The following is a 25,742-nucleotide window of genomic DNA, read 5'->3' on the forward strand; positions in this document are numbered from 1 at the left end:
GTCACAAGCCTGCTTCCCGGGTGCCGGGGGCCTTCTCCAGCGGCGGCGCGGCGGTTTCCGCGGCCTGACCCGTCGCCCGGCCCGCGGCCTCGCGGCGGCGCCGGTTCAGCCGCAGGTAGAGGAGGGCGGCGCCGGCCACGGTGAGCGGCCAGAGCAGATAGGGGCCGGCCATGACCAGCAGGGCCGCGACGGCGACGCACGCGCCCAGTGCGGAGGCCCTGCCCTTGGTTCCCTTCGGGAGCAGCCGCAGGGCGGCGGCCACACCGACCGCGTAGACGGCCACGAACGAGCCGGTGGTGAGCAGGACGAGCGGCTCGGCGCCGAGGCCGGTGAGGCCCACGCCGAGCAGGGCGAGGAAGGACAGGCCCGACACGACGGCGAGGCTGCGCCGCGGCACCTCTCCGGCGACACTGCCGCGGGACATCCACCCGGGCAGCGCGCCGTCGCGGGCGAGGGCGGCGCCGAGGTTGGCGGCCCCGGCGTAGTAGGCGTTCATGGCGCCGGTGGTGAGCAGCAGCGCGGCGCCCGCGGCGAGGTAGCGGGCGTGGCCGCCCAGGCCCTGGGCCATCAGGTCGCCGAGCGGGGCGTCCGAGCGCGAGGCGCTGTCGCCGAGGACGACGATGACCGCGAAGGCGACCAGCAGGTACAGCCCGCCCACGATCACCACGGCCGAGTAGGTGGCCCGGGGCAGGTCCCGTTCCGGGCGCCGGAACTCACCGGCCAGGTGCGTGATCGCCTCCCAGCCCGCGAAGCTCCAGACGAGCAGCGCGGCCGCCGGCAGGACCGCGGACCAGCCGTGCGGGGCGAACGGTTCGAGGTTGGCGGTGTCCGCCTTCGGCAGCGACAGCGCGACGGCGAGCAGCAGCAGCGTGACGAGCAGCCCGGCCAGCATGAACTGGAACCGCCCCGTCACTCGCAGGCCCAGGGTGTTGGCGGCGGTGACCACGAGCATCAGCCCGACGGCGGTGACCATCGTGGTCGTGGTTCCGCCGCCCACCGCGGAGGAGACGTACGCGCCGCCGAACAGTGCCGCGGCGGCCGCGCCCGGCGGTACGGCGAGGTAGAAGCACCAGCCGACGACGGCGGAGGCCCGCTCCCCGAACGCCTTCATGGCGTACGTGGCGACCCCGCCCGCGTCCGGGTAGCGGGCGCCCAGCGCGGCGAAGGCGGCGGCCAGCGGCGCCGACAGGACGACGAGGGCCAGCCAGGCCAGCAGCGACGCGGGGCCCGCCTTCTCCGCGGCGAGCGCGGGCAGGGCGATGACACCGGTGCCGAGCACCGCGCCCACGTACATGGCGGTGCCCTGGGCCGCGCTGAGGGTTCCCCCGGAGGGTTGGGGCGTTGCTGCTTCGCTCATGCGGGTCAGCTTGGCCCGCGGGCTCCCCTGCGCACCATCGGCAGTTTTGACATCGTGCGCTAAATTACCGACATGCGTCCCCATGTGATCGCGATCGCCCTGACGGATGCCACCCCCATGTTCGAACTGGCCGTTCCCTACGAGGTGTTCGGGAACGACCGCTCCGATCTGGTCGACCCCTGGTACGAACTGCGCATGTGCGGGGACCCGTCCGGCCCGCTGCGCACAGCGGCCGGTCTGCAGGTGCACACCCCCTACGGGTTCGACGATCTGCTCGACGCCGACACCGTCCTCGTCTCGGCGTGCGCCCGGCCCGTCCAGCTCGACCCGCCCGCGCGGCTGGTCGAGGTACTGCGCGAGGCCCACGCCGCGGGGAAGCGGATCGTCTCGATCTGCACCGGCGCCTACGTACTGGCCACGGCGGGGATCCTGACGGGGCGTACGGCGACGACGCACTGGATGAACGCCGGGGACTTCGCCCACCGTTTCCCCGAGGTCGACTTCGTCCCCTCCGCGCTCTACACCGACGACGGCGACATCCTCACCTCGGCAGGCACCGGCTCGGCCATCGACCTCTGCCTGCATCTGGTGCGCCAGGACCACGGCGCGGCGGTCGCCAACGAGGTGGCCCGCCGGATGGTCGTGCCTCCGCACCGGGAGGGCGGCCAGTCGCAGTACACCAAGCCGGTGGTGCGGGCGGAGACGAGCGACGACCTCGGCCCGGTGCTGCAGTGGGCGCAGGAGCGGCTGCACGAGCCGCTGACCGTTCCGCAGCTCGCGCGCGCCGCGCGGCTGGGCGAGCGCACGTTCGCGCGGCGCTTCCGGGACCGGCTCGGCATCACCCCGCTGCAGTGGCTGCTCCAGCAGCGGGTCCGGCTCGCGCAGGAGCTGTTGGAGACGACGGACGAACCGGTGGAGCACATCGCGCGGAACACCGGGTTCGGCACGGCGGCCAACCTCCGCTACCACTTCGGCCGGGTCACGACCGTGTCCCCGCAGACGTACCGGCACGTCTTCCGCCACCGCGCCGAACAGCAGGCCCACAACGCGGCGGCCGGCCGCGCGGAACGTCCCGGCGCCGTGAAGGTGCCGTGACGGTGCCGTGAAGGTGCCGGTCCCCTCAGGCACAACATGCCTTTCCCGAACGCCCGTTGCTCCGGGAGACCCTCTTTGGTTTGCTCCCTGGGACATCCACGTACGGGGACATTCGCGTACGGGGACATTCGCGCACCGGACATTCGGGCGACCGGCCGAGGGGACGACATGAGCGACGGCACGAACGACGAGGCGAGCGACGGCACGGGCGACGACACCGACGCACCGTGGCTGCTGGAGATCCGGCTGTTCACCGTGAAGCCGGGCGCCCGGGAGGAGTTCCACCGCGTCAGCCGGGACGGCACGATCCCGCTGATGCGTGACTGCGGCATCACCGTGGTCGCCCACGGCCCGTCCCTGAACGACGAGGACGGGTACTACCTGCTGCGGGCCTTCCGCTCCGAACAGGAGCGCGTCGAGCTCTCGCAGTCCGTGTACGCCACGGACGTGTGGCTGCGGAAGTACGACGACGTGGTGCCGGAGATGATGACGGACCACCGGACCTCGGTGCTGCCCGTACCGCGCCCGGCGCTCGAGGAGTTCGCCCGGAACCTGGCCGCCGTCGGCTGACCGCCCGACCGCTCCGGCAGCACGACGGCCGCCGCCCCTCGGGGGACGGCGGCCGTCTTCGTGAAGGATCCGGTTTCCCGTGAAAGGGGATCCGGCGAACGGCCGGATACCCGGATACCCGGCACCCGGCACTCGCTACGCGTCCGCCGGCTGTGCGGCCACCTTGTCGGTCGGCTCCGTCGGTGTCCTGGGCGGAGTGCGGACGGCGACGAAGCCCAGTGCCGCCGCGGCCAGGCCGATCACACCGAGGATCGGCCAGACGTCGTGGCCGAGCCGGACGAACAGCAGGCCGCCGAGGACCGGGCCGATGGCGGTGCCGAGCGCGTGCATGAACTGGAAGGCGCCGATGTAGCGGCTGCGCAGATGCGCCGGGCCCGCCGTCGCCGGGTGGGCGAAGACCGCGGGGCCGCCGATGACCTCACCGATCGTCCACACCAGGGTGGCGCCCATGATCACGGCGGCGCCCATCGGCATGCCGTACAGCGCCACGCCCACGCCGACCAGGCCGAAGGAGACGCCCACCGTGATCTTCGTCCGCCACTGCTGGGTCACCTTGGTGAGCGGGAGCTCGAAGGCGATCACCATGAAACCGTTGAGGGAGACCGCGGCCGTGTACCAGAACAGGTCGAGGTCGTGGGCCTCCACGTCCAGCGGGAGCGTCGAGAGGTACTGCACGTAGATGATCGCGTTGAGCAGGGTGGCCGTCAGGAACAGCACGTACCGGCGGTCGCGGAGCATCGCCCTGTACCCCCCTGCCGTGCCCCCCTCCTCCTCGGGGGCCTCCTCCACCGCCTCCGCGGACCTGCGGGGCAGGGCGAGGGCCGCGACGACGGCGTAGGCCAGCGCGATCGCCGCCTCGCCCCAGAACAGCAGGGTGTAGCTCTCCCCGTCGAGGTGGTAGAGCCCGAGGCCGACCATGGGCGCCGCCATGGCCCCCACGTTCAGGCACCACCGGTACATGCCGAAGACGACGACCTGGGAGCTGCCCGTGGTGAGCCCGGACAGCAGGGAGGCCGCGGCCGGCCGGTAGAGCTGGGCCATGAGGCTGGCCAGGAACACGGCCGCGACGAGGGTCGGGTAGTTGGGCAGGTAGAGCAGCGCCGCGGTGAGGACCGCGGTGCCGCCCATGCCCACGACCGTGGCGTTGCGGGCCCCGAGGCGGTCGGCGAGGGTACCGCCGAGCAGGACACCGGCCACGGCGCCGGCTCCGTAGCCGCCCAGCGCGTAGGCCGCCTCGCTCTCGGAGTAGCCGCGGTAGGTCAGGTAGAGCACGATGAACACATTGAGGAATCCGCCGAGTTTGCTCAGCAGCACACCCGCGAGGATCGTCTTGACCGCGACCGACGAATCCCTGAACGTGGCCCAGATCGCCGCGTTCTCGTCCTTCTTCTCCTCAGTGGCCATGCGCGTGCACCTCGTCTCCCGCACGGTCGGCGTCCGGGGCGTCCGGGGCTTCCCGATCGTCCCGGGCGCCGCGTACGTCCAGTGCCGATTCGGCGGCGTCCAGGGCTGCCCCGCACGCCTCGACGGAGTCGCCGGTGGCGATCGCGAAGGCGATCCGCCCCCACACCGTGCCCTTCGGCGGCGGCGAGACCACGGCACCGGGCCGGGCCACGGCCACCACCTGCTCGACCGCGTCGGGAAGCTCGTCCTCGCGGAACGCGACGGATTCGATCCGGGTGTCGTCGTGGTCGACGTAGAAGAAGCGGATGCCCGCGACCCGGTGGTGGGCCGGGGTCGTGGCGGGGGCGATGCCGCAGGCGGCGCGCGCCGCGGCGAGTCCCGGGTCGATGCCCGTGGCCAGCACGCCCAGATACGGGATCATGTCGCCGCCGAGCCGGCCGTTCACCTCGATCAGGCGCGGGCCGTCGGTGGTCAGCATGAATTCGCTGTGGGTCCAGCCGTCCCGGAAACCCAGCGCGGTGTGGGTGTCCTGGAGGGCGTCCAGCAGCCGCGGGTCGGTGAGCAGCGGATCGTCGCCGTCCACGAAGTGGCCGGTCTCCTCCGCGTACGGCGGGTAGCCCACGACCTTGCGGCCGACGAACAGCGGGGTCACCACGCCGTCCCGGACGACCGCGTCGACACTGATCTCCTCGCCGGTCACCAGCTCCTCGACGAGCACCGGCTGATCGGTGCTGAAGGGCAGCGGATCGGGGTCGGGACCCTGCGCCCCGGCGGTGAACGCGAACTTCTCCGCGAGCTGTACGGCGTCGTCGACGCGGACGACGCCGAGGCTGGCCCCGAGTCCGCGCGGTTTGAGGATCGCGGGGTAGCCGATCCGGTCGGCGGCGGCCAGTGCCTCCTCCAGCGTCCGGACCGGTATGGAGCGGGGCTGCGCCACGCCTGCGGCGTCCAGGGCCTCGCGGGTCTGGCCCTTGTCGCGCAGCCGCCAGATCACGTCCGGCGCCCCGTTGCGCAGCCCGAGCGCCTCGGCCACATAGGAGGCGGCGTGGATGCGGCCCTCGTCCCAGCACAGGACGCCGGCGACGGGTGTGGCCGCGTGCACCTCACGGGCGGCGTCGGCCATCGCCGGGCCGTCCAGGGTGGTGGGCAGCACCGTCCAGCCGGAGATGTACTCCTTCTCCCAGGTGGGTTCGTCCACATGGAAGAGGTGGATGTCGAACTCGCCGCGAATGGAACGCAGCAGATACTCACGGTACGTCCGCATGCCCGTGGCCACCACGAGCAACAGCGGCCGCTGCCCTTGCACCGCCTGACCTTGCACCGCCTGACCTTGCACCGTCTGTCCTTGCACCGTCTGCACTGTCCTCATGTCACCTTTTCTTTCCAGGAGTTGGGGTGGCCGAGCGCGCACAGGGGTGGACGGGCCGGCCTCACGGTAGTGCCGGATTCGGGGAAGGAATCCGGAGCGTCGGAAATTCGGTGCGCATGCGTCAGGAATTCGACTCCACCCCCGGGCCACCGGCCGTGACCCGCTCCCGCAGCCGTTCCTCCGCGGTGACGGGCATGCGGCGTACGGCGAGACGCATCAGCGGCGCGGCCATCACGGAGGTCACGATCGCCACCAGGACGACGATCGTGTACATCTCGGCGGTGAGGACCCCGAGCCGCAGCCCGACCATCGCGATGATCACCCCGATCACCCCGCGGGCGTTCATCCCCGCGCCGAGCGCGAGTCCCTCCCAGTGCCCGAGCCGGCCCGCCCTGGCCCCCGCGTACACGCCGGCGTACTTGCCGGCGACGGCGACGAACAGCACGAGCAGCGCCGACCCGGCGACCTCGGGCCTGACCAGCGCCGTCAGGTCGATACGCAGACCCGCGGTGGCGAAGAACAGCGGGGCGAGGACGGTGACGGCGACCACCCGCAGCGGGGCCGCCCGCTCGCGGTCGAACTCCGCGCAGGAGCCGATCAGGACACCGACGAGGAAGGCTCCGATGACCGCCTCCATGTGGAGCGCGTGACCGGCCGCGGCGCCCAGGAGGATCAGCACGGTGCACACGGCGGGCACCGAGTCGCCGCCGCCGGAGCGTGCCGACCACCGCAGTGCGCGGCGCACCAGCGGCCCGCCCACGAACCGGGCGCAGGCGAGGAAGGCGGCCAGGGACGCCACGGACCACAGGACGTCCGGACCGTGCACGCCGGTGGTGGCCATCGCCGAGACGACGGACAGCAGGAGCCAGCCCGCGAGGTCGTCCACCAGGGACGCGCCGATGGTCAGCTGCCCGATGTCGCGGTGCAGCAGCCCCATGTCGAGCAGGGTCCTGGCGATCACCGGCAGCGCGCTGACGCAGAGCGCGACGCCGGTGAACAGGGCGAAGACAGTGCGGTCCACTCCGTCGACGAGCAGGGTGGCCGGGATCGCCAGGGCGGCGGCCGCCCCGCAGACGAGGGGCACCACGAGTCCGCCGGCGCTGACCAGGAGAGCGGCCTTCCCCTTGCGGCGCACCAGCCCGAGGTCGACGCCCATGCCCGTGACGCCGACCAGCAGCAGCACACCGAGTTGTCCCACCGCGTCGAGCAGGTGCATCGGGCCCGGCCGCTGGGGCAGCAGCCAGGCCGCGAGGCCGGGGGCCAGCGGGGCCAGCAGCGACGGCCCCAGCAGCACCCCCGCGCACAGCTCGCCGGCGACCGCGGGCATGCCCAGCCGCTGGGCCAGCCGGCCCAGCAGCACGGCCGTACCGAGCAGCACACCGATCTGGAGCAGGAACATCAGCAGGTCGTGCGCGGCCAGGGGAGCCACCGGGGATGCGGACAGGGACACGTCACACGTCCCCGCGGTAGTACCAGTTCTCGGGGTTGATCATCCCGAACGGGTTCACCGGCCCGAACCCCCCGATCTCGTGGGCCACTTCGAAGAGCCGGATGGGGAAGTTCGGGGTGAAGACGACCGGTACCTGCTCCGCCACGAAGTCCTGGTAGGCGTAGAGGTCCTCCAGATCGTCGGAGGTGACGGACGCCTCGATGAGCCGGTCGGCCCTGGGGTCGCTGTAGTGGCCGAAGTTGCCGCCCGCGTCCGTCCGGAAAAGGATCTCGCCGCTGGGGTAGTGGTAGGCCCAGCCGCCGTTCCAGCAGGTCAGCTCCCACAGGCAGTCCGGCCCTGCGGCGCAGGGCCCGTCCTCGGCGACGAGCACCGAGCCGTACACCTCCTCCATGCGCAGCTCGATTCCGGCGGCCGCGGCGTCCTTGCGGTACTTCTCCATCAGCCGGGTCAGTGCCGGGCGCCCCTCCACATAGCGCAGCGAGAGACTCAGCTTCGTGCCCGCCGGTATGCCCTCGCCCGCCTGGCCGGACCCGGTGCCGGGGTTCACGCAGACGGCCGGTGTGGTGCTGGTGTCCCATCCGTTGGCGGCCAGGAGCGCACGGGCACGGTCGATGTCGAAGGGCAGTGGCCAGGCCCCCTCGCGCTGTCGCGGGGAGACGAGGTCGGTCGCCGGGATCATCGGGACGGGGCCGTTCTGCCGGTAGGCGTAGCCCTGGTAGATGTCGCGTACGGCGGAGTCCTGGTCGAGCGTGCTCTGCAGCGCCTGCCGGAAGTAGGTCTGCCGGAAGATCTTCCCGGCCACCGTGGGGTTGTTGTAGTTGAGGCAGAAGTAGCGGATGCAGAAGGCGACCTGCGGTATCAGGGTGTAGTGCTCGGCCAGCGGATTGGGTCCGCCCACGGTGGGGTCGGTGGCCGGCTCGGAGGCGAAGCTCAGCGGCAGGTAGCCGACCTGGATGCCGCCCTCGGCGTGCGGTCCGGCCTTGAGCAGTTCGTACTCCTCGCCGTCCGAGAACGTCGGCACCTGGCGGAACTCGTCCAGATAGGGCTTGTCGGGCCCTGAGTAGTGCACGTTGGGCACGAAGGTGACCAGACCCTCGAGCGTGTAGCTCTTCAGCCGCCAGGGGCCGCTGACCACGCTCCAGACGGGGCTGCCGGCCCACCGGGTGCGGTGCTTGTTGCCCTCGTCGACGATGTCGCCCTGCTCCGCCATCAGGTAGTCGTAGACGGCGGGCACGTCGGCCAGGCCGCCCGACGCGTCGGCGGGTCCCTCGGCGGTACGGTCCCAGGCCCTGGGAAGCGGGGTGATGGTGCTGAGCTGGTTCATCAGCACCCACTTCTTCGAGTAGGCCTTGTCGAAGGTGAAGTAGACGGTGTCCTCGGCGAGTTTGCCGTACGAGGTGAGGTTGTCCGGGAAGTATCCGGGCACGTACTCGCCGTACCGGTCGCCCTTGACCTTCATCAGGTTCACCCAGAACAGCACGTTGTCCGCGCACAGGGTCTCGCCGTTGGACCACTTCCACGGCTTGATCCTCACCGTGACGGTCAGCCCGTCGTCGCTCCACCGCGGGGGTTCGCCGATGCTCTGGTCGTAGTCCACGTCCGGCGTCCCGCGGCTGCCGAAGTAGTACAGCGGCCGGTACATCAGCATCTGGAACTCGTAGATGTTGCGGGTGCCCATCCGCTCGGCCGGCGTGAACGGGAAGATCACCGCGGGCGGGAACCCGGGGGCGCACGCCCAGGTCACCGTGCCGCCCTTCCGGGGGACGGACGACCGGACGGGCTCCGGCGCGGGCGACGGGGTGGGCGACGGGGTGGGCGGCTCCATCACTTGACCTCCTTCAGATACGAGACGCCCCGTGCCGCGCGGGCCCCGTAGCGCTCCCACTCCTCGCGCAGGTCCACTCCGCCGTCCTCCCGGATCTCCGGTGTGCTGCGGCAACGCCCGGACACGACCTCGCCGTCGTCCAGGACCATGGAGTAGGCGAAGTGCAGCGAGCCGTCGGGGGCGCAGACGCCGGTCAGGGAGCCGCGCCGGGCCCGGCCGCCGGAGAAGGTGCCCCACAGCAGGTTGCCGTCCTGCCGGTAGACCGCCGTACGGCCCTGGGCCTCCGCCTCGGCGGGGCGGAACCGGCGTCCGTCATAATCGATCATGCGCCGGCCCCCGGCACCCGGTCACGGATCTCGAGCGTGCAGCACTTGGAGCTTCCGCCCGACTTCAGCAGCTCGGACAGGTCCACGCCGATCGGCACGAAGCCGCGGCTCCAGAGCCGGTCGACGAGGTGGGTGGCCTGCTCGGGCAGCAGCACGTGCCGGCCGTCCGAGACCGCGTTCAGCCCGAACACCGCCGCGTCGTCCTCGGTCGCCTCGATCGCGTCCGGGTACAGCTCGCGCAGGGTCCGGCGACTGTCGGCGGTGAAGGCCGCCGGGTAGTACATGATCTCCTCGTGGTCGAGCACGGCCAGCGCGGTGTCGAGGTGGTAGAAGCGCGGGTCGACCAGTTCCAGCGTCACCACCGGGCGGCCCAGGACACGTTCGGCCTCCGTGTGCGAGCGCCGGTCGGTACGGAAGCCGGTGCCGGCCAGGATCCTGTCGCCCGTGACGAGGTAGTCGCCCTCGCCCTCGTTGATGTGGACGGCGTCGTGGACCTCGTAGCCGTGCGCGCGGAACCAGTCGGCGTAGGCCGGGCCCTCGTCGGCGCGCTGCGGGTGACGGAACCGGGCAGCCAGCACCGTGCCGTCGAGGACGGTGGCGCCGTTGGCCGCGAAGACCATGTCGGGCAGGCCGGGGACCGGGTCGATCAGCTCGACCTGATGGCCGAGGCCCAGGTAGAGGCTGCGCAGCCGTTCCCACTGGGCGACGGCGAGCGCGGGGTCGGTGGGCTTGGCCGGCTCCATCCAGGGGTTGATGGAGTAGACGACGTCGAAGTGGACCGGTGAGCACATCAGATAGCGCCGGGGCCGCACCCCGCGTACCCGCCGGCCGCTCGTGGCCGCGGTGGGGCGGGGTGCGGACATGGTGTCTTGCTGCACTGTCGTTTCTCCTTGCGCGAAAGCGGACGGAAGGCGTCGCACGGTGTCGGTCGCACGGTGAGGGACCGGACCGTGAGGGACCGGACCGTGAGGGACCGGACGGTGGGAACCGGACGGTGGGATCAGGTGGCCGCGACGGCGCCCTGCGACGCCGGGGTGCCCTTCAACTCCGGGGTGTCCTTCGGCTCCGGGGTGTCCTGGCGGAACGTCACCTCGATCCGGGAGGCGAAGTCGTTCATCGTGGCGAACGCCTCCTCCTGCGTCGCCCCGGTCGTCCCCAGGAAACCGAGGATGGTGTTGCCGTCCGGGGGCCGGCGGATCACGTCGCCCGGCCGGGCGGTGATCTTGAGGAGGAAGACCTCGTCCGCCTCCGCGACCTCCGGCGGCACCTCCACCCTGTCGACCACGCCCGCCTCGCTGATCAGGCACATGGCGGTGACATGCACACCGGTCGGCCGGAAGTGCCGTACGCCGGGACGCACCCCGCGTCCGATGTCCACGACGGCCCTGATCGGGTCGTGGTCGGCCGTTCTGCGCGCGATGAGGTCGAGGCCGCCCCCGCCGACCCGGGCGGCGATCTCCAGCAGGTGGGGTTCGCCGTCGTGGTACCGGACCTCGGCGTGCAGGACGCTGCGCCGCAGCCCCTGGGCGTGTGCCCCGGCCCGGACGGCACGGCGGACCTTCTCCATCTCCTCGGGCGGCAGCGAGGTGGGCGCGTGGTGGACGTCGTCGTCGAAGGTGCCGCCCTCCGCGGTGATCCGGTCCACCACCGAGCCGAGGTAGACGTCGTCGTCCCAGACGACGGCCTCCATCAGGTACTCGCGGCCGTCCAGGAAGGACTCGACGAGCAGTCCGTTCGGGCCGAGGTCCACCCCGTCGGCCTCGGAGTTGACCCAGAACAGATCCCGGATACCGTCGGCCGCCCGGGCGTACCGTTCGGCCATCTCCCCGGGGGTGTCGATCCGGAAGACGAAGTGGCTGCCCGCGCCCAGGGTCGGCTTCAGGACGACCGGGTAGCCGAAGTCGCTCGCGGCGCCCAGAGCGTCGTCCAGGCTCTCCACCAGCCGGTACGAGGGGATCGGTGCGCCCGCACGCTCATAGGCCTGCCGCATCAGGTACTTGTTTCTGCTGCACACGGCGGCCGGCACGCCGATGCCCGGCAGGCCCAGCGCGTCGGCGACCGCGGCGACGGTGATCACGGAGGACTCGGAGAAGGTGATGACCCCGTCGAAGTGCTCCTCCGCGTGCCATTCCCGGGCCGCGGCGACGATGTCGTCGATCTTCCGGGAACCCGCCAGCCGATAGCGTCCGGCCGGCCAGAAGTCCTCCGTGCCCTCCCCGTTGAGCACGTGGAGCTCGACGCCCAGGTCCTCCACCTGCCGGTAACGGCCGTGGTAGTAGTTCAGGTACTGCACCGTCTCCATCGTGAGCAGTTTCACGCCGCTGCCTCCTCCTGCCGGGCTCCGTCCCGGACGGCCTGCGGCAGCCGCGGCAGGGCGAACGGGGTGATCTTCTCGGGCTGTACGACGTCCAGGGCCAGCTCCACGCCCGCGGCGTCCGCCTCGGCCGCCGCGTCGACGAGCAGCGGGGCGGCCGAGGCCAGCAGCGCCCGCACCTGGAGCAGCAGATCGCCGACGGCGAGGGCGTCGTCCCCCTCGCTCACGTCGCGGGCCGTCGCGGCCAGCCGGGCGACCACCGCGGTGACGTTCTCGGCGGTGCGGCCCAGGCTGAACGCCTCCAGCTCGTAGGTGAGCCGGAACCGCTCGATGATTCCGGCGGCCCGCTCCCGGCCCACCGCGGTGGTCGGCAGCGGGACGGCCGGGCCGGCCGGGGCGAGGGCGTCGAGGGTGCGCGCGAGCCGGTTCCACGGCTCGGTCAGCCGCCGTGCGGTCACCTCGGTCAGCGCGGCCGTACTGAAGTTGGTGCGCTGGAACTCCGGTGCGGTCAGCGCCAGATAGAAGCGGACGAGGTCTCTGGGCACCTCGGCCAGCAGATCCGCCGACCAGATCAGATGGTTACGGCTGGTGGAGAACTTCTCGCCCTCCAGGTCGTAGAACTCGTTGCTGATGTTGGCCTCGGGCAGCGCGTAACGGTCGCCGTGCGCCATCAGCAGCACGAGATCCATCAGGCCCCAGTGGTAGACGTTGTCGAAGCCGTGGAAGTACACGAGCCGCGTCCCGCTGTCCGCACGCCACAGCTCGTCGACGCTCCCGGGGGTCTCGCCGCGCCGGACGGCCGACCACCAGGTGCTGTACATGACGGCGGGCATGGCCTCCACCCACGGGTAGAGGATCTGCCCCGGCGTCTCGGGGAAGGGCGCCGCGATGCCCCGGTCACCGGGCACCGTCACCGGTATCTCCGGCAGCGGACGGGCCAGCAGCTCGCGCACGAGTTGCGCCGCGTGCGGGCGCCAGCGGCCGAGCCGTTCGGCGAAGTAGGAGGTCAGCCGGTCCCGGTACTCCTCCATGGGCAGTACCAGGAGGGTGGCCTCGCGGGTGGTCACCGGGGAGTCGGGGTCCAGGACCGAGCTCGGGCCGAGCAGTTCGTCGGCGTTGTTGGGGTGCCCGCACCCCTCGCACACCCCGCCGCTGCTGCCGGCCAGGCAGACGGGGCAGTGACCGGTCATCAGGCCGTCGTACAGGTACCGGCCGGTGCGCTGTACGTACGGCAGTCGTACGGTGCGCTCGCGCAGGCGGCCCGTCTCGTGCAGCCGGGTGAAGAACTCCAGCACCGTCGCCCGGTAACGGTCGTCGACCGGCGGCAGTCCTTCCATCGACAGGCCCATCGAGGCCAGCGTCCGCCCGATCCGCGCGGTGGAGGTGGCGCACAGTTGCTCCGGCTCCACGCCGAGGCGGCGGGCTGTGGTGGTGACGTAGGTCTGGCTGTCGTCCGTGCAGGTCGTGTAGATCACGTCCCGGCCGTCGGCCGACAGATACCGGCTGTAGACGTCGCCCGCGAGATACGGGCCGGCCATGTGGCCGATGTGCAGGTCCCCGTTGGGGGTGGGCGTCGCCGCCACAACGACCGCACGGCCCCCGCCACGCGCGCTCATGCCGTGCCCTCCGGGTTCTCCGCGTTCTCCCGGTTCTCCGGGTTCTCCGGGTGCGTCTGGCGCGTCTGGTGCTCCGGGTTCTTCTCGTTCTGCTGGTGCCGGGTGCCGAACCGCTCGGCCAGCTCGGCGTCCCACCAGACCGCGTACATCTGGAAGTCGGCGTCGCCCTCGTTGACGACCTGGTGGCGGACACCGGGCCGGAAGTGGACGACGTCACCGGCGGCGAACGGCACCTTCCTGCCCTCGCTGACGATCGCCGCCGCACCGGTCATGGCGATCCACACCTCGTACTCGTGGTGCTGGTGCGGACCGGACTCCGCGCCGGGCGGCACGACGCACCAGGAGCCCTCGAAGGGCGCGTTCAACTCCGGCCAGGGGAACAGGCGCTGGGCGCGCAGTCCGTTGTCGGGGGCGAGGTTGTCCCGGTCGAGTTCTCGGATGTCCACGTGTGTCTCCTCTGCTGGTCGTATCCGCTCTGCCGTCGGTCGCGCCGGCGGATTCGGTGGGTCCCGGTCACAGGGACCGGGCGAGCAGGGACTCGTCGGCGGCCGCGCCGCGGCGGGCCAGCAGGTCGGTCACGATGTCCCGGGAACGCATGGCGAGCACGCTGAGCAGGGAGTCGGCAATGCCGTGGGTGGCCTCGTTGACGCCCTGGAGGTAGCAGTTGGCGGTGTACGACTCCGGCAGCACCATCCGGTAGTCGCGGTCGACGGTGGCCTGGCCGGCGCCGGTCGCGGCCGCCAGCTCCCGCACCATGGCGGGCATGTCCCCCACGAAGCCGGTGCCGAGCAGCACCAGGTCGCAGCGCAGCTCCTCGCGGTCTCCGGTCCTGCGGTCGACGGTGGTGAGGACGACCTCGTCGCCGTCCATGCGGGCCCCCGCCACATCGGTCAGGGTGAGCATCCGCAGCCGCTCGGTGCCCTGCAGCCGCTCCTGGTACATCTCGCGGTAGAGCGTCTCCAGCATGGCGGGGGCGAGCCCCGCGTAGTTGGTGACGTGCATTTCGCGCAGTACCTGGTGGCGGATCTCGGAGCGCGTCGCGTAGAAGTCGTCGATGAAGGACGGATAGAACAGCTCGTTGGTGAACTTGCTGCTCTGGTAGGCGTTCAGCCCGATCGAGCGCATCAGCATCGTGCACTGCGCCTCGGGGAAGCGCCGGTGGGCGGCCCACAGCAGTTCGGCGGCGCTCTGCGCGCCCCCGACCACCACGATCCGCCGCGTCCTGTCCGGGTCGACCTGCTCGATCCGGTCGGAGTAGCGGGTGCTGTGGATGACCCGGTGGCCGGGCAGCCCGGTGAACTCCGCGGGCACGTGCGCGTCCCGGCCCGCGCCGATCACCAGGTTCCGGCTGGAGAGGACCGACCCGTCGGCGGTCCGCGCCAGCCAGTGGGTGACCTCGCCGTCCCGGGCCGGACCGGGCTCGATCGACACGCACCGGCGGCCGTACTCGACCCGTACCTCGCGCAGCGAGGAGGCCACCCACTGCAGATATCCGGAGATCTCCGAGCGGTAGGGCGTGAACGTGCCGAGATTGATGAACTCGTCCAGCCTGCCGATCGAGTGCAGGTAGTTGATGAAGGAGTACTCACTGCGCGGATTGCGCAGCGTCACCAGGTCCTTGAGGAAGGAGACCTGGCTCTGGGTCCAGGGCAGCAGCATGCCCCGCTGCCACACGGTGTCGTCGTGCTGTTCGATGATCAGCGTGCTCGCGGCGAGTTCCTTGGGTGCCAGTTCCTCCAGCGCGATACCGAGCGCCAGATTGGCCGGGCCGGCGCCTATGGCGAGAACTTCGACTTCCTGGTGACGCAAGGGGTTCCTCCCTGAGTTACCTGAGTTACCTGAGTTCTTGGTACGACGACATCGCCTCACGGACGATGCTGATCACCGGCCCGGACTTTCTCGATCAGTGCGACCATTTCGGCGACGGTGTGGGCGTCGTGGAAGGAGCGCAGGTCGAGGCCGACGGCGAACCGCTTTTCCAGCCGCAGCAGCGCTTCCATCGAATTCATGCTGTCCCAGCCGAGCGCGGCGAGGGCCGTGTCCGGCGGGACGTCGGCGGGGTCGGCGCCCAGCACGTCGGCGATGATGTCGGTCACCGTCTCCTCGATCGAAACCGGATCGTTCATGGGGGGATTCATTCCTTCCGTTCAGTGCCTGCTAGTTCCGGCCGTTCAGTGCGATCCATTCCGGTGCGGTCCGTGCCGCACCGGCCGCGTCGAGGGTGAAGAACCGGGTGTCGTCCGCGGCCGTTTCCCCGGACGAGGCGGCCGGGACCGGGGTGAATCCGGCACCGGTCCAGAAATCCGCGGCCACGCCGTTTCGGTCGGAGCGCCGGAAACGGCCTTCGAGCGTGCCGACGCCGGCTTTCACCGCCTGTCCGGCGAGGTGTGCGACGGCCGCCCGCTCCACGCCGCGGCTGAGCACCCGGCAGCTCAGGACGAAGTTGAGGACCCGCCACACGTCGGGGGTGCGCTGCACCCACAGGGCGCCGACGACTCCCTCGTCGCCGAAGCGGTCGGTCACCGACACGGACAGCACCAGATGGCCGGCGTCCTCGCTCATCCGCAGGGTGGCCGCCTCGTCGTACCGGATCCCGGTCAGGTTGAACTGGTTGGTCCGGGCGGCGAGCTGGGCGATCCGGCCGATCGTGTACCCGGTCGCGGGCGTCACCTCGACGGCGAGGTCCAGGGCGCGCAGGAAGTCCTCCGAGGAATCGAACCCGGACGAGAAGTCCCCGCGCAGCGCGCGGCCGCGGTACAGCTCGGGTCGCTCCCGGTCGGTGTCGGTAAGCGCCAGGACGTCGAACCAGCCGTCCCGGAGCAGCGAGTCCACCAGGTGGGCGGGGTCGCCGGCCGCGGAGACCACCGCGACCTCCGGCAGTTCGTCCTCGACCTGCGCGCGCTCGAAGTCGGAGTCGTCCATGAAGACGAACGACCCGGTCGACAGTGACAGCGCCTCGGCGGCCCGGCGCAGATTGCCCGCCTTGGCCGACCAGTCGACCATCCGCGCGGAGAACGCGTCGGGCCGCAGCACCACGTCCGGATGCCCGGCGAGGACCCGCTCCACCTCGTCCCCGTCGTTCTTGCTGGCCAGGACCAGGACGACGCCCTGCTCCCGCAGCCGTGCCACGGTGCGCTGCAACTCCGTGTAGCAGTTGCCCGGGTACAGGCCGCCCAACTGGACGCCCTGGGCGCCGACCTCCCCGAGCACGCCGCCCCACAGGGTGTTGTCCAGGTCGAGGGCCAGAACCTTGCGGGACAGCCCCGCCCGCGCCTGGGCGACCCGGCGCACCAGCCGGGCCAGCAGCAGCAGGGCGTCGTCGCCGTAGGCCAGATCGCCGTACCGGTGCAGCCGTACGTCGCACGCCCGCACCGGTGCCTCGGCCAGCTCGCCGACGAGGTCGACGGCGACCACCTGGGCGTGTTCCTCCGCGAGGCCGAGCAGCGCCGCGTTGAGCCGGTACCAGGCCCGGACCACCTGGGACCGGGCCCGCACGCTGACGATCCCGTTGCGTACCTGTGCGGGCAGCGGGACGGTGTGCACGACCACGGTGGCGGCCGTCCGGCCGAGGGCGCCGGCCACCAGGGTGCGGAACTCCTCCAGCCGCGCCTCGACGTACTTCTCCAGCCCGCCCGGCTCCGCCGCGTTCCAGTCGCCCGGCAGGAAGTACCCGGCGTCCATCAGGAGCGTGACCAGGCCGGGATCGTCACCGACTCCCGCGCTCTCACCGTCGCCGATGAACGATCCGGTGGCCAGGGTCATGTCGAAGGTGCCGTAGTCCGCGACGTGCAGGACGGGCAGGAGCCCGGCGCCCACCAACTGGGCGCGCAGCAGCGGCTCGAACGGGCCGACGGTGCCGGTCGCCAGTACGGCCACCGCGACTTCGCGGGGCCGTTCCCCGTCCACGGCCAGGGTCTTCAGGATCCGGCCGGCCTGCCGGGCCACGGCCGGGTCGTCACTCTGCAGCAGGACCCGGCGGGTGCGGGGACCGGGCATACGCCGTTCCCGTACGGCAGCGCGCAGGGCGGCCTTCGGGGTCTCGCTCTCACTCACGGTGCGTGCCTTCCTGTCTGCGGGTCAGGCCCGGACGAGAGAGCAGTACCAGCGCATCCCGATGGAGATCCCGGTCAGCGCGACCAGGTCGCCGGGAGCGACGACCCCCTGCTCGATCAGCTCGCCGAGCGCGGTGAGCTGGTCGGCGGAGCCCATGTGCCCGTGGACCTTGGCCCGTTCGTAGCTGGTGCGTTCCAGCGGGATGCCGAGCGGTCCGGCGATGTCGGCGATGCCGTCCGGGTCGTTGATGTAGATCAGGTGCGTCACCTCGCCGCGCCCGACCCCGGCCCGCTCGCACGCACCGTCGAGGGCGTCGACGATGCGGGTGACGGCCGCCTCGCCGAACTCACGCAGCCGGGCGGGGTCCCGCCGGAAGTGCTCCTGCACCCGCACGTGACCGGGGTCCGCCGTCCGGCTCGACCACCCCTCGGGGGGCAGCGGGGCCACCGCGCCGCCGTAGTCGGTACGGAACCAGTCGCACAGGTCCGGGACGGTGAACTGCTCGGTGGACAGCCAGGCGTTGCGCTCGTGGCCGCGCCGCAGGACCGTGGCCACGGCGCCGTCGCTGTGCACCGCGTTGTTGACGGTCATCCGGTTGCGGTGGAATTCGCTGACCCGGTTCACCGCGACGAACAGCACGGTGTCGATCTCCGGCTGCACGGCGAGGACGCCGGCCACGATGCCCAGTCCGGTGACGCCCGAGGCGCAGCCCTCGTTCAGCAGCAGGGTCTGACGCTTCTCCATGCCCAGGGCCCGGCCCAGCGCCGCCGACCCGTCCCAGTGCGGGTACTCGGGGTGCTCGGAGGTGGCCAGCACCAGCAGGTCGATGTCGTCGGCGTCGACCGAGGTACGGGCGAGGGCGTCGCGCGCGGCCTCGGCCGCCAGATCGGTCGTGGTGATCTCGTCGGGGGCCCGGTGAAAGGTCTGGTAGCCCCACTGGAGAACACGTTCCGGGTCGGGGACATATGTTCCCGCCACTTCTTCGACCTTCTGGTCGGCACCAAAGGCGTAACCGAAACCAGTAATTCCGAAACCATACGGAAGATCCGCCATGGACATCTCTCTCTCGCTGCGATTCCTGCGGCCGCGTGGAATCTTCGCCGGTATGGATGGCTGAATCAACCCCCTTCCTCCAGAGCGGAGTTGCACGTTAAAACCAAGTTGAACGCGCATAGAACGGCCAAGTTGAACGGGCATGAAAAATGAGTGCGGGGCCGGAAAACAACCCGGCCCCGCACTCGGCGCATACGTCTGCGATATCACGTATGCCCATCACTCCAGCAATGCGGCGGCTGCCTTCCTGCTCGCGAAGACCACGGTTTTGGCGGCGCCTCCGCTGCCGCCGGTGAAGGTGTACAGCCCCGGTCCGAGGGACCGCAGTTCCAGGCCTCCCGGATCGTGGTAACAGTCGCAGGACGCGACGGTGCGCACGACGGTGACGGTGACACCGAAGACCTGCCGTACACGCTCGGCGAGCCGCTCCGCGGTCTCCGTGTCCGGTGTCACCGCGTCGGGGTCGACGTCCCACCGGTCGCACGGGATGCCGAGCAGGAAGGTGCCGTCACCCCAGGGCCGGCCGTAGAGCCCGGAGTTCTCGTCGACGAAGGGCACGAGCCCGCCCAGCACCGCCCCGCCCGGCGACACCCCGTCCGGCGACGCCCGGCACAGGCTGTACTGGATGTGCTTGGTGCGCAGTCCCGCGTCCGGTAGCCCGCCGCGGGCCAGCAGCCCCGGTGTCCAGGCGCCCGTCGCGACGACGACCCGGTCGTAGCGCAGGGTGCGGCCGTCCGCCGTGCGCACCGTCGGGTCCGGGGTGACCGCGTCGACCGCCGCGGCGTGCACGGTGGCCCCCGCCCCGGCCGCCGCCCGCAGGGCCGCGCCGCGCAGCCGGTGCGGGGAGATGTATCCGGCGTACCGCTCCACCACGGCGACGGAGCCGGGCGGTAGTTCCCGGAACGGGAAGGCCCGTAGTATCCCGTCCCGGCCGACCACCTCGGCCGAGCCCGGCAGCCGGACGTCGACGACGTCCACCGGCGCCCGGACGTCGGCGTCGCCGGACAGGACGTACAGCGAGCCGGTCTCCCGGTACCCGGACCACTCGCGCAACCGGTCGCTGCCCCTGATCTCGGCGAGGCTCTCCGCCGCCGGCCCGGCCGCGGCCGCCGTGGGCTCGAACCCCCGGACCAGCCCGCCGGATACCCTCGACGCGTCCGTCCGCCCCACGGCGTTCCCGGCACTCCCGGCGCCCCCGCCGCCTTCCGTGCCCACGGGACCCTCACCGCCCGCGGCACCCCCGGTGAACAGATCCACCGAAGCCGCGCCCCGCGCCCGCACGGTCCGCCAGGCGAGCAGCGTGCCCGCGATCCCGCCGCCGACGATCGCGATCCGCGGGCCGCCCCCGGCCACCCCCCTCACTTCCCGCCCGCCCGTACCGCGACGACCCGTCGCAGGTCGTGGGTGTGGTCGGCGGCCCGGCGGCGCAGCGTCACCGGAAGTGTGTCGAGCGCGAGCATCCGCTCGGCCGCCTCGAGGGTCTCCGGGGTGGCGGCGTAACGCGGGTAGAGGAAGCGGAGCAGCTGGTCCAGCACCAGATCACCCCGGTCGCGGGCGGCGGTGGGCATGTCCGTGAAGAACCGTTCGACGTACGGCCGGGTCAGCACCGTCTGTTCGGGCTGCCAGAACCCCTCGGCCAGGGACCACAGTTCGTAGTGGGACAGATCGGCGCCGCGCATGATCGCGGTCCACGCCGCTTCCTTGGCGCCCGCCTCGGGCAGCGCCGCCCGGCACTTGGCCGCGAACTGTTCGGCGACGGCGCCCGGCCCCGCCTCCAGGGCCGCGGCGACGCCGGTGGCGTCCACGCCCCCGAGTACGGCGAGCCGGTAGCGGACGCGCCAGCTCATGTCGGTGTCGAGGACCAGCCCGGAAGGCAGTCCGTCGCCGGCCAGCCAGCCGGACAACTCCTCGGGGTCCGCGGTGAAGTCGACCAGGCCCCGGAAGAGCGTGATCATCCGCTCGTCCTCCGCACCGGTGCGGGCGAGCCGGCCACGCAGTGCCTCGGCGACCCGGGCCATCGCCTCGGGGCGCTCCGGTGGCGCGAGGAACCGGTCGGCGACGTCGTGCCGGGCCTGTTCGAGGACCTCGGCCAGGATCGACAGCTCGCTTTCCTCCCCAACCATGTCGCCGACCAGCGCCAGATGCGCGGCGGCCGGGTACGTCCCGTCCTGGACGCCGAGCAGCAGGGCACACCACACCATCGCCCGGTTCAGCGCGGACAGCCCGGGGAGCGTGCCGGGCAGCGCGGCCAGTGAGCCGGGGTCGAATCCGATCTTGGCGTAGGTGAGGTCGCCGTCGTTGAGGAGGAGGAAGGAGGGCGCGGGACGGCCCACGAGCTCGGGCAGTTCGGTGCGTTCGCCCTCGATCCGGACCCGGACGGTGGTGCTGTCGTGCGGGGAGTGGAGGCCCACGTCCATGGTGTGCGTGCGCAGCACCGGATGACTGGCGGGGGCGCCCTGCAGGACTGCGGCGGCGCTGATGCGTCCGTCGGTGACGGTGATCTCGGGGGTGAGCGTGTTCACGTTGGCCGTGTGCAGCCAGGTGTCGGCCCAGTCGGTGAGATCGGTGCCGGCCGCCTCGCTCATCGCGTCGAGGAAGTCCGCGGCGGTCGCCGTGGAGTAGGCGTGCCGGTCGAAGTAGACGCGCAGTCCGGCGCGCAGCGCCTCGTCGCCCACGTGCGCGGCGAGCTGGCGCAGCGCGGAGTGGCCCTTGAAGTACGAGATCCGGTCCAGCTCCAGCTGCACGGTGCGGACGTCGGGGCCCTCGATGCCGACCGGGTGCGTGGAGGGACGCTGGTCGGGCAGATACGCCTGGCCCTTGCGACGGGCGGCGAACGTCGTGGGCGGTCCGGGAAACCGGGTGACCTCGCTGGTGACGCGGTGCGCCATGTAGTCGGCGAGCGACTGGCCCAGCCACAGGTCGTTCCACCATGTGTGGGTCACGAGTCCGGCCAGCCACAGCAGGGAGATGCCGTGGGCGAGGACGACGGCCCTGGTCTCGCGTTCGCTGTCGGTGGCGGCCGAGCTGAAGAGGTACTGCTCGCGCAGCAGTACGCAGCCGGGGTGGTCGAGCGAGAGCACGCTGAACTCGGGCACGAAGACCTGGTCGAGTTTGGCGAACGGATGCCCCACTCCGAAGAGTTCGGCGTAGGCGTCCAGACACTGGGCGGTGATCTCGAAGACCTCGTCGACGTCGGCCTTCAGGGCGTCCGCGAGCGAGGCCCGGCAGTGCAGCCCGAGGGGGATGCCGTGGTGCTCGGTCCGGAAGGAGGCATACGGCCCGGCGACGAGCGCGGTGAGGTAGGTGGCCAGGGCCGGCGACTCTGTCAGCCTCCAGCGGCCCGGCCCGGTCCGTACCGCTTCGCTGTTCCCCAGGACCTGCCAGGTCTCGGGCACCCGCAGCTCGAACCGGTACGGGGCCTTCAGGTCGGGCTGGTCGAAGCAGGCGAAGACGCGCGGCGCGTTGTCGAGGTAGACGAAGGAATAGACGTACGTCTCGCCGTCGGCGGGATCGACATAGCGGTGGAGCCCTTCGCATTCCTGCGAATAACCCATGTCGGCCACCACGACGACTTCGTTTTCCGCAGCGAGTCCGGTAAGCGGGAACCTGCCGTCACGCAACGCCGCGACGTCGAGTCCGCGGCCGTTCAGTGTGATCGAGCGGAGTTCCTCCGGATCGATGTCGACGAAGGTTTCCGCACCGGATTCACGGGCGTCGAAGCGGATGGTCGTCGTCGAGCAGAAAGTTTCCGGTCCGGTGGTCAGATCGAGCTCGACGTCATAGGAACGGACCAGGAGCAGGGCACCACGTCCCCCTGCTTCCTCCCGGGTCAGGCTTGGCATACGAATTTCCTTTCGCGAGGGGCCAAAGGATCGTCGTACGACGGGAAGCGAGCGTCAAGGAGAGCAAGAAGCTAAATGAGGGAAGGGGAATGCCGGTGACCGAGAACCTGCTCGCCCCCCGGTCACCGGCATTTCCTTCGAACGCGGATCAGGCCTCCTGCAACTGCCCTTCGACCTCTTGCGCTATGTACATCCAGATCTCCCCGCAGGAACGCGCCACGGCCGCGATCTCATTCACCCAGTGCGGCGGAACGCCCTTGACCCCCGCCACCACGTCCTGTGTGCTGATCGCGTGCATGTCGTACCAGCGGAACAGGATCCTGCCCGCCTCCGAGTACCTCAGCAGGGGGTCCTGCAGGAGCTTGGCCCGCAGCCTCGACCAGTCGGCGGTGCCGAGGACGGCCGGCTGCGCACCGTCCGCCGGCCGCACACCGCCCACGTGGTCGGCGGGCGGGGCCGACCGGTTCTCTCCGCCCGGCCCGTCATCCGGTCCGTCACCCGGTCCGGCCAGACGGAGCTTGGGCGGGAGCGGGTCGGCGCCCCGCTGGACCCGCTGCCGGACGTCGCGCGCGGTGGCGACCGACACCCCGGCCTGACGTGCCACCTCCCGCAGCGGCATCTCCGGGTAGGCCGTGACCACCTCGCTGGCGCGCAGTCGCCCCTGGCTGTAGTTGACCGGCCGGTAGCGGCCGTCCCTGCCCAAACGCACGTTCAACTGCGCCGGCTGCACAGTTGAACCGTCCACGACCACCTTGCGCAGTGCGGCCACGGTCCTCGGCGCGAGCCCGGTCACCGCGGCGACCGCCCGGTCCGACCAGAGGGGCTGCGCGGAGAGCACCCGGCGCACGGCCGCCTCACGGTCCGCCCGCGACAGAGGGAGACCGTGCGTCACGTTCTCCTGCACCGCCACGAGGAAAGCCAGTCCCTCGGGGCCGTCGAAGAACCGGACGTCAATCGCCTCCCTGCCTTTCATCCGCGCCGCCAGAAGACGATGCGATCCATCGATCACCCGCATCGACCGGCGGTGCACGATAATCGGCGGCAGCGAGTGTTCGACCTCCGCGAGTGCCTGGGCGTGCGCAGGGTCCTCTCCGTCCAAACGAGGAGAGTCACCGGGCTTTATCGACGCTATCGGAACGGATTCGACCCGACTCAGTTCCACCGCTAATCCGCGATGCCCCCCAAAGGGTCCACCAGAACTTTCGTCACCATGCTCTCGAGTTTCCATCACAGCAAGTACGCCCCCCGCGTGATCGATCAAGATTCCTCTGCAAGGAATCACGAACACCCTCACCTGCGCCGTTCCTAGGAATACGGAACCCACCCGCCGCGCCACTTCTCCGCACCGAGAAGTTGAATATCAAGTTCCATGAAGCGGAACATAGGCAGGGGTGCCGTTGGCCTGCCGCGAAGGCTACTGCCCCATCCGTCCGATGTCACCGGCAATTGCGCTCTCCCCAGACATGGCATGGGCATGATTTTCATGGTATAGAGACGACACCGTGCGGCGCGGCCGGCAATGCGCTCGAGCAACGACGTGAACACGCCGGAAAAGAAGGAGCCCAGGCCGGATCCATCCCGACCTGGGCTTCGCCCGAGCCCCCTGTCGGATTCGAACCGACGACCTACGCATTACAAGGGCCCGCAAGATCATCCTGGCTGATGCTGCCGAGTGTCACGTAATCCCGTTTCCCCAGTTCAGAGCCCTATGCGCCTGAACCCGCGTACCACCCTATCCACCCCTGTGCCATCCCGTCCGCTCACGCACCGCTCACGCAATACGAGCTGGCTCTTGCTCCACCACCAGCACGCCTCATGCCGCGTCGCCCTTCTGATCATTTGCGCGCAGGAACTCTGTACCGACGGCAGCAACGACCGCAGGGTCGAGGCGCAGTAGTGCTGGCAAGCAGATACTCCAATGACCGATCGACAGCGCTTGCGCGAGCAAGACCCTCGAACTGTCGGTCTCAAAGTCGACAGCCAGTGCCGTCAGGGTCCTAAGAGCTGTCCCGTAATTGATCTCTGAGTGGCCTCGGGCATGGTGGGCTGCTGTACGGCTGGGTGGTCTATCCGGCGAGGGCGAGGTTGTGCATCCGTGCGATGCCGAGCATGGCGTAGTGGACGCCATCGCCTTTGAGACGGCAGTCGCGGAGGATCTTCCAGGTCTTCATGCGGGCGAAGACGTGCTCGACACGGGCGCGAACCTGCTTGTGGGACGTGTTATGGGCCTGCTTCCAGTCGGACAGTTCTTCCCCTTTGCGTCGTCGGTGGGGCATCACGAGCCCGGTGCCCGGATAACCGCCGTCGGCGATGGTCAGGGTCGTGCCGACGGCGGCCTTCGCGCCGGACTCCTCCCACGCCTTGCAGTCGTTGCGGTTGCCGGGCAGGGGCCGGCCGACCATCACGACCAGGCGGATGTCGGCGTCGATGACGACCTGGTGGTTGGTGGAGTACCGGTAGTTCTTGGACTGCTCGGCGATGGTGTGATCGCGGGTGGGCACCAGGGTGCCGTCCACGATCAGCACGGTGTCCTTCGCGAACCGCTTGCGGGGCTGAAGGGCGAGCATCGGGCCGAGGTGATCGATAATCCGGTCCGCCGCGGATTTGGAAATTCCGAAGAGCGGGGCCAGCTGGCGCATGGTCAGGTTCGTGCGCCAGTAGGCCGCGACCAGCAGCGCCCGGTCCTCCAGCGGCAGGCTCCACGGCCGGCCCCTGCGGACCGCGTCCGCACCCTCGCGCCGCAGAACCGTCACCAGCTTCCCGAACTGCCGCGGGCTCAGCCCGGTGAACGGGGCTATCCAGGACGGCTCCGACGCCGTGATCACACCAGCCACCGCAAGATCGTTCCATGACGTCCGGCACAACGTCGAGAATGCTCATATGACTGTCGAACTGGTGAGGTTCCTTGAGGCGCGGCTGGATGAGGAGGCCGACTTGGCCCGGCGCTGCGACGGTGACGGATGCGGGGAGTGGTCTGCCCACGGACACACGGTCGACTTCTGCCAGGTTGACCTCTCCGGCTTTCACCCCACGATTGCTCTGCACGTGGCTCTGCACGACCCGGCCCGCGTCCTGCGCGAGATCGAGGCCAAGCGGCGCATCCTGGCCCGTCACGCTCGCGACCCCTGGCCGTGCCACAACTTGCGCGACCTTGCTTCGCCCTACACCGCCCATCCTGACTTCCCCGCCCGGTCCTGAAGCGCAGCAGATGAGCTGAGCGCCCGACGAGGCTGCGAGCCTGAACCGAGCCTCGCCCACTGAAGATCATTTACGGGACAGCCCTTAGCGCATTCATAGGGGTCGGTGATCGCAGTAGCGATAGCCTCGGCACGTGCAAAATCGCCCATGCCTGCACAGGCATGGGCGACGGTGCCGAGAGCGCGCGACCGCCTGAGCGGATCGGCGATCGACTGAGCCATGCGCTCCGCCTCATCCAAGGCACCAGCCCCCGCTGCAATCTGCACGATG

Annotated in this window: 21 protein-coding genes; 3 read left to right on the forward strand and 18 right to left on the reverse strand. The window is 70.7% G+C overall.

All coding sequences use genetic code 11. The annotated features are described in order from the left end of the window. Nucleotide 1: 1 nt before the first annotated feature. Complete coding sequence (locus tag V4Y04_RS16595; RefSeq protein ID WP_332428840.1) at nt 2–1,357, reverse strand: APC family permease; 1,356 nt, start codon at nt 1,355–1,357, stop codon at nt 2–4. Between the two features lie 72 nt (nt 1,358–1,429). Here V4Y04_RS16595 and V4Y04_RS16600 point away from each other — a divergent pair, with 72 nt between their 5' ends. Both V4Y04_RS16600 and V4Y04_RS16605 read left to right on the forward strand, forming a co-directional pair. Continuing rightward, entirely contained in the window at nt 1,430–2,452 is a 1,023-nt protein-coding gene (locus tag V4Y04_RS16600) for a GlxA family transcriptional regulator (protein ID WP_332428842.1), read from the forward strand. A 168-nt stretch (nt 2,453–2,620) separates the two neighbouring features. Continuing rightward, entirely contained in the window at nt 2,621–3,022 is a 402-nt protein-coding gene (locus V4Y04_RS16605) for a hypothetical protein (protein WP_332428844.1), read from the forward strand. A gap of 135 nt (nt 3,023–3,157) precedes the next feature. Here the strand turns inward: V4Y04_RS16605 and V4Y04_RS16610 are convergent, their stop codons facing one another. The 17 genes from V4Y04_RS16610 to V4Y04_RS16690 form a co-directional block, all read right to left on the reverse strand. Continuing rightward, the gene (locus V4Y04_RS16610) at nt 3,158–4,426 is read right to left on the reverse strand and encodes an MFS transporter (protein ID WP_332428846.1); all 1,269 of its coding nucleotides are present in this window, start codon (nt 4,424–4,426) and stop codon (nt 3,158–3,160) included. Beyond that, nucleotides 4,416–5,795, reverse strand: coding sequence for an ATP-grasp domain-containing protein (locus V4Y04_RS16615; protein WP_332428847.1), 1,380 nt, complete (start codon nt 5,793–5,795; stop codon nt 4,416–4,418). Before V4Y04_RS16615 ends, V4Y04_RS16610 begins: the two co-directional genes overlap by 11 nt. A 121-nt stretch (nt 5,796–5,916) precedes the next feature. Then, nucleotides 5,917–7,245 (reverse strand): cation:proton antiporter, encoded by a 1,329-nt coding sequence (locus V4Y04_RS16620; RefSeq protein ID WP_332428848.1) that lies wholly within the window; start codon nt 7,243–7,245, stop codon nt 5,917–5,919. 1 nt (nt 7,246) lies between these two features. Then, nucleotides 7,247–9,070, reverse strand: coding sequence for an ABC transporter substrate-binding protein (locus V4Y04_RS16625; RefSeq protein ID WP_332428849.1), 1,824 nt, complete (start codon nt 9,068–9,070; stop codon nt 7,247–7,249). Further along, nucleotides 9,070–9,396 carry a hypothetical protein gene (locus V4Y04_RS16630; protein ID WP_332428850.1) on the reverse strand — a complete coding sequence of 109 codons (327 nt, stop codon included), beginning with the start codon at nt 9,394–9,396 and terminating at the stop codon, nt 9,070–9,072. Before V4Y04_RS16630 ends, V4Y04_RS16625 begins: the two co-directional genes overlap by 1 nt. Next, nucleotides 9,393–10,259, reverse strand: coding sequence for a dimethylargininase (ddaH, locus tag V4Y04_RS16635; protein ID WP_332432875.1), 867 nt, complete (start codon nt 10,257–10,259; stop codon nt 9,393–9,395). The genes V4Y04_RS16630 and ddaH overlap by 4 nt, the downstream gene beginning before the upstream one ends. Nucleotides 10,260–10,396: 137 nt before the next feature. Next, on the reverse strand, nt 10,397–11,713 hold the full coding sequence (locus tag V4Y04_RS16640) for an ATP-grasp domain-containing protein (RefSeq protein WP_332428851.1): 1,317 nt from the start codon (nt 11,711–11,713) through the stop codon (nt 10,397–10,399). Then, a complete protein-coding gene (locus tag V4Y04_RS16645) occupies nt 11,710–13,326 on the reverse strand; it encodes a class I tRNA ligase family protein (protein ID WP_332428852.1) in 1,617 nt (538 codons plus the stop codon). The genes V4Y04_RS16640 and V4Y04_RS16645 overlap by 4 nt, the downstream gene beginning before the upstream one ends. After that, on the reverse strand, nt 13,323–13,772 hold the full coding sequence (locus tag V4Y04_RS16650) for a cupin domain-containing protein (RefSeq protein WP_332428853.1): 450 nt from the start codon (nt 13,770–13,772) through the stop codon (nt 13,323–13,325). Before V4Y04_RS16650 ends, V4Y04_RS16645 begins: the two co-directional genes overlap by 4 nt. A 67-nt stretch (nt 13,773–13,839) precedes the next feature. Beyond that, nucleotides 13,840–15,135, reverse strand: a complete 1,296-nt coding sequence (locus tag V4Y04_RS16655) for a SidA/IucD/PvdA family monooxygenase (RefSeq protein WP_332428854.1) — start codon at nt 15,133–15,135, stop codon at nt 13,840–13,842. A gap of 56 nt (nt 15,136–15,191) precedes the next feature. Next, nucleotides 15,192–15,452: an acyl carrier protein gene (locus V4Y04_RS16660; protein ID WP_332428855.1), complete on the reverse strand. Its 261-nt coding sequence runs from the start codon at nt 15,450–15,452 to the stop codon at nt 15,192–15,194. 31 nt (nt 15,453–15,483) lie between these two features. Then, complete coding sequence (locus tag V4Y04_RS16665; RefSeq protein ID WP_332428857.1) at nt 15,484–17,379, reverse strand: HAD-IIIC family phosphatase; 1,896 nt, start codon at nt 17,377–17,379, stop codon at nt 15,484–15,486. A 24-nt stretch (nt 17,380–17,403) separates the two neighbouring features. Beyond that, a complete protein-coding gene (locus tag V4Y04_RS16670; RefSeq protein ID WP_332428859.1) occupies nt 17,404–18,432 on the reverse strand; it encodes a 3-oxoacyl-[acyl-carrier-protein] synthase III C-terminal domain-containing protein in 1,029 nt (342 codons plus the stop codon). 219 nt (nt 18,433–18,651) lie between these two features. Next, nucleotides 18,652–19,785 (reverse strand): FAD-dependent oxidoreductase, encoded by a 1,134-nt coding sequence (locus V4Y04_RS16675; protein ID WP_332428861.1) that lies wholly within the window; start codon nt 19,783–19,785, stop codon nt 18,652–18,654. Between the two features lie 5 nt (nt 19,786–19,790). Beyond that, entirely contained in the window at nt 19,791–22,274 is a 2,484-nt protein-coding gene (pepN, locus tag V4Y04_RS16680; protein ID WP_332428863.1) for an aminopeptidase N, read from the reverse strand. 148 nt (nt 22,275–22,422) lie between these two features. Continuing rightward, the gene (locus V4Y04_RS16685; RefSeq protein WP_332428865.1) at nt 22,423–23,373 is read right to left on the reverse strand and encodes a ParB/RepB/Spo0J family partition protein; all 951 of its coding nucleotides are present in this window, start codon (nt 23,371–23,373) and stop codon (nt 22,423–22,425) included. Between the two features lie 967 nt (nt 23,374–24,340). Continuing rightward, the gene (locus V4Y04_RS16690) at nt 24,341–25,108 is read right to left on the reverse strand and encodes a transposase (RefSeq protein WP_332428867.1); all 768 of its coding nucleotides are present in this window, start codon (nt 25,106–25,108) and stop codon (nt 24,341–24,343) included. 46 nt (nt 25,109–25,154) lie between these two features. Here V4Y04_RS16690 and V4Y04_RS16695 point away from each other — a divergent pair, with 46 nt between their 5' ends. Continuing rightward, nucleotides 25,155–25,472, forward strand: a complete 318-nt coding sequence (locus V4Y04_RS16695) for a DUF6221 family protein (RefSeq protein ID WP_332428868.1) — start codon at nt 25,155–25,157, stop codon at nt 25,470–25,472. Nucleotides 25,473–25,742 lie beyond the last annotated feature (270 nt).

The sequence above is a fragment of the Streptomyces sp. P9-A2 genome (assembly GCF_036634175.1).
Taxonomy (GTDB): Bacteria; Actinomycetota; Actinomycetes; order Streptomycetales; family Streptomycetaceae; genus Streptomyces; species Streptomyces pratens.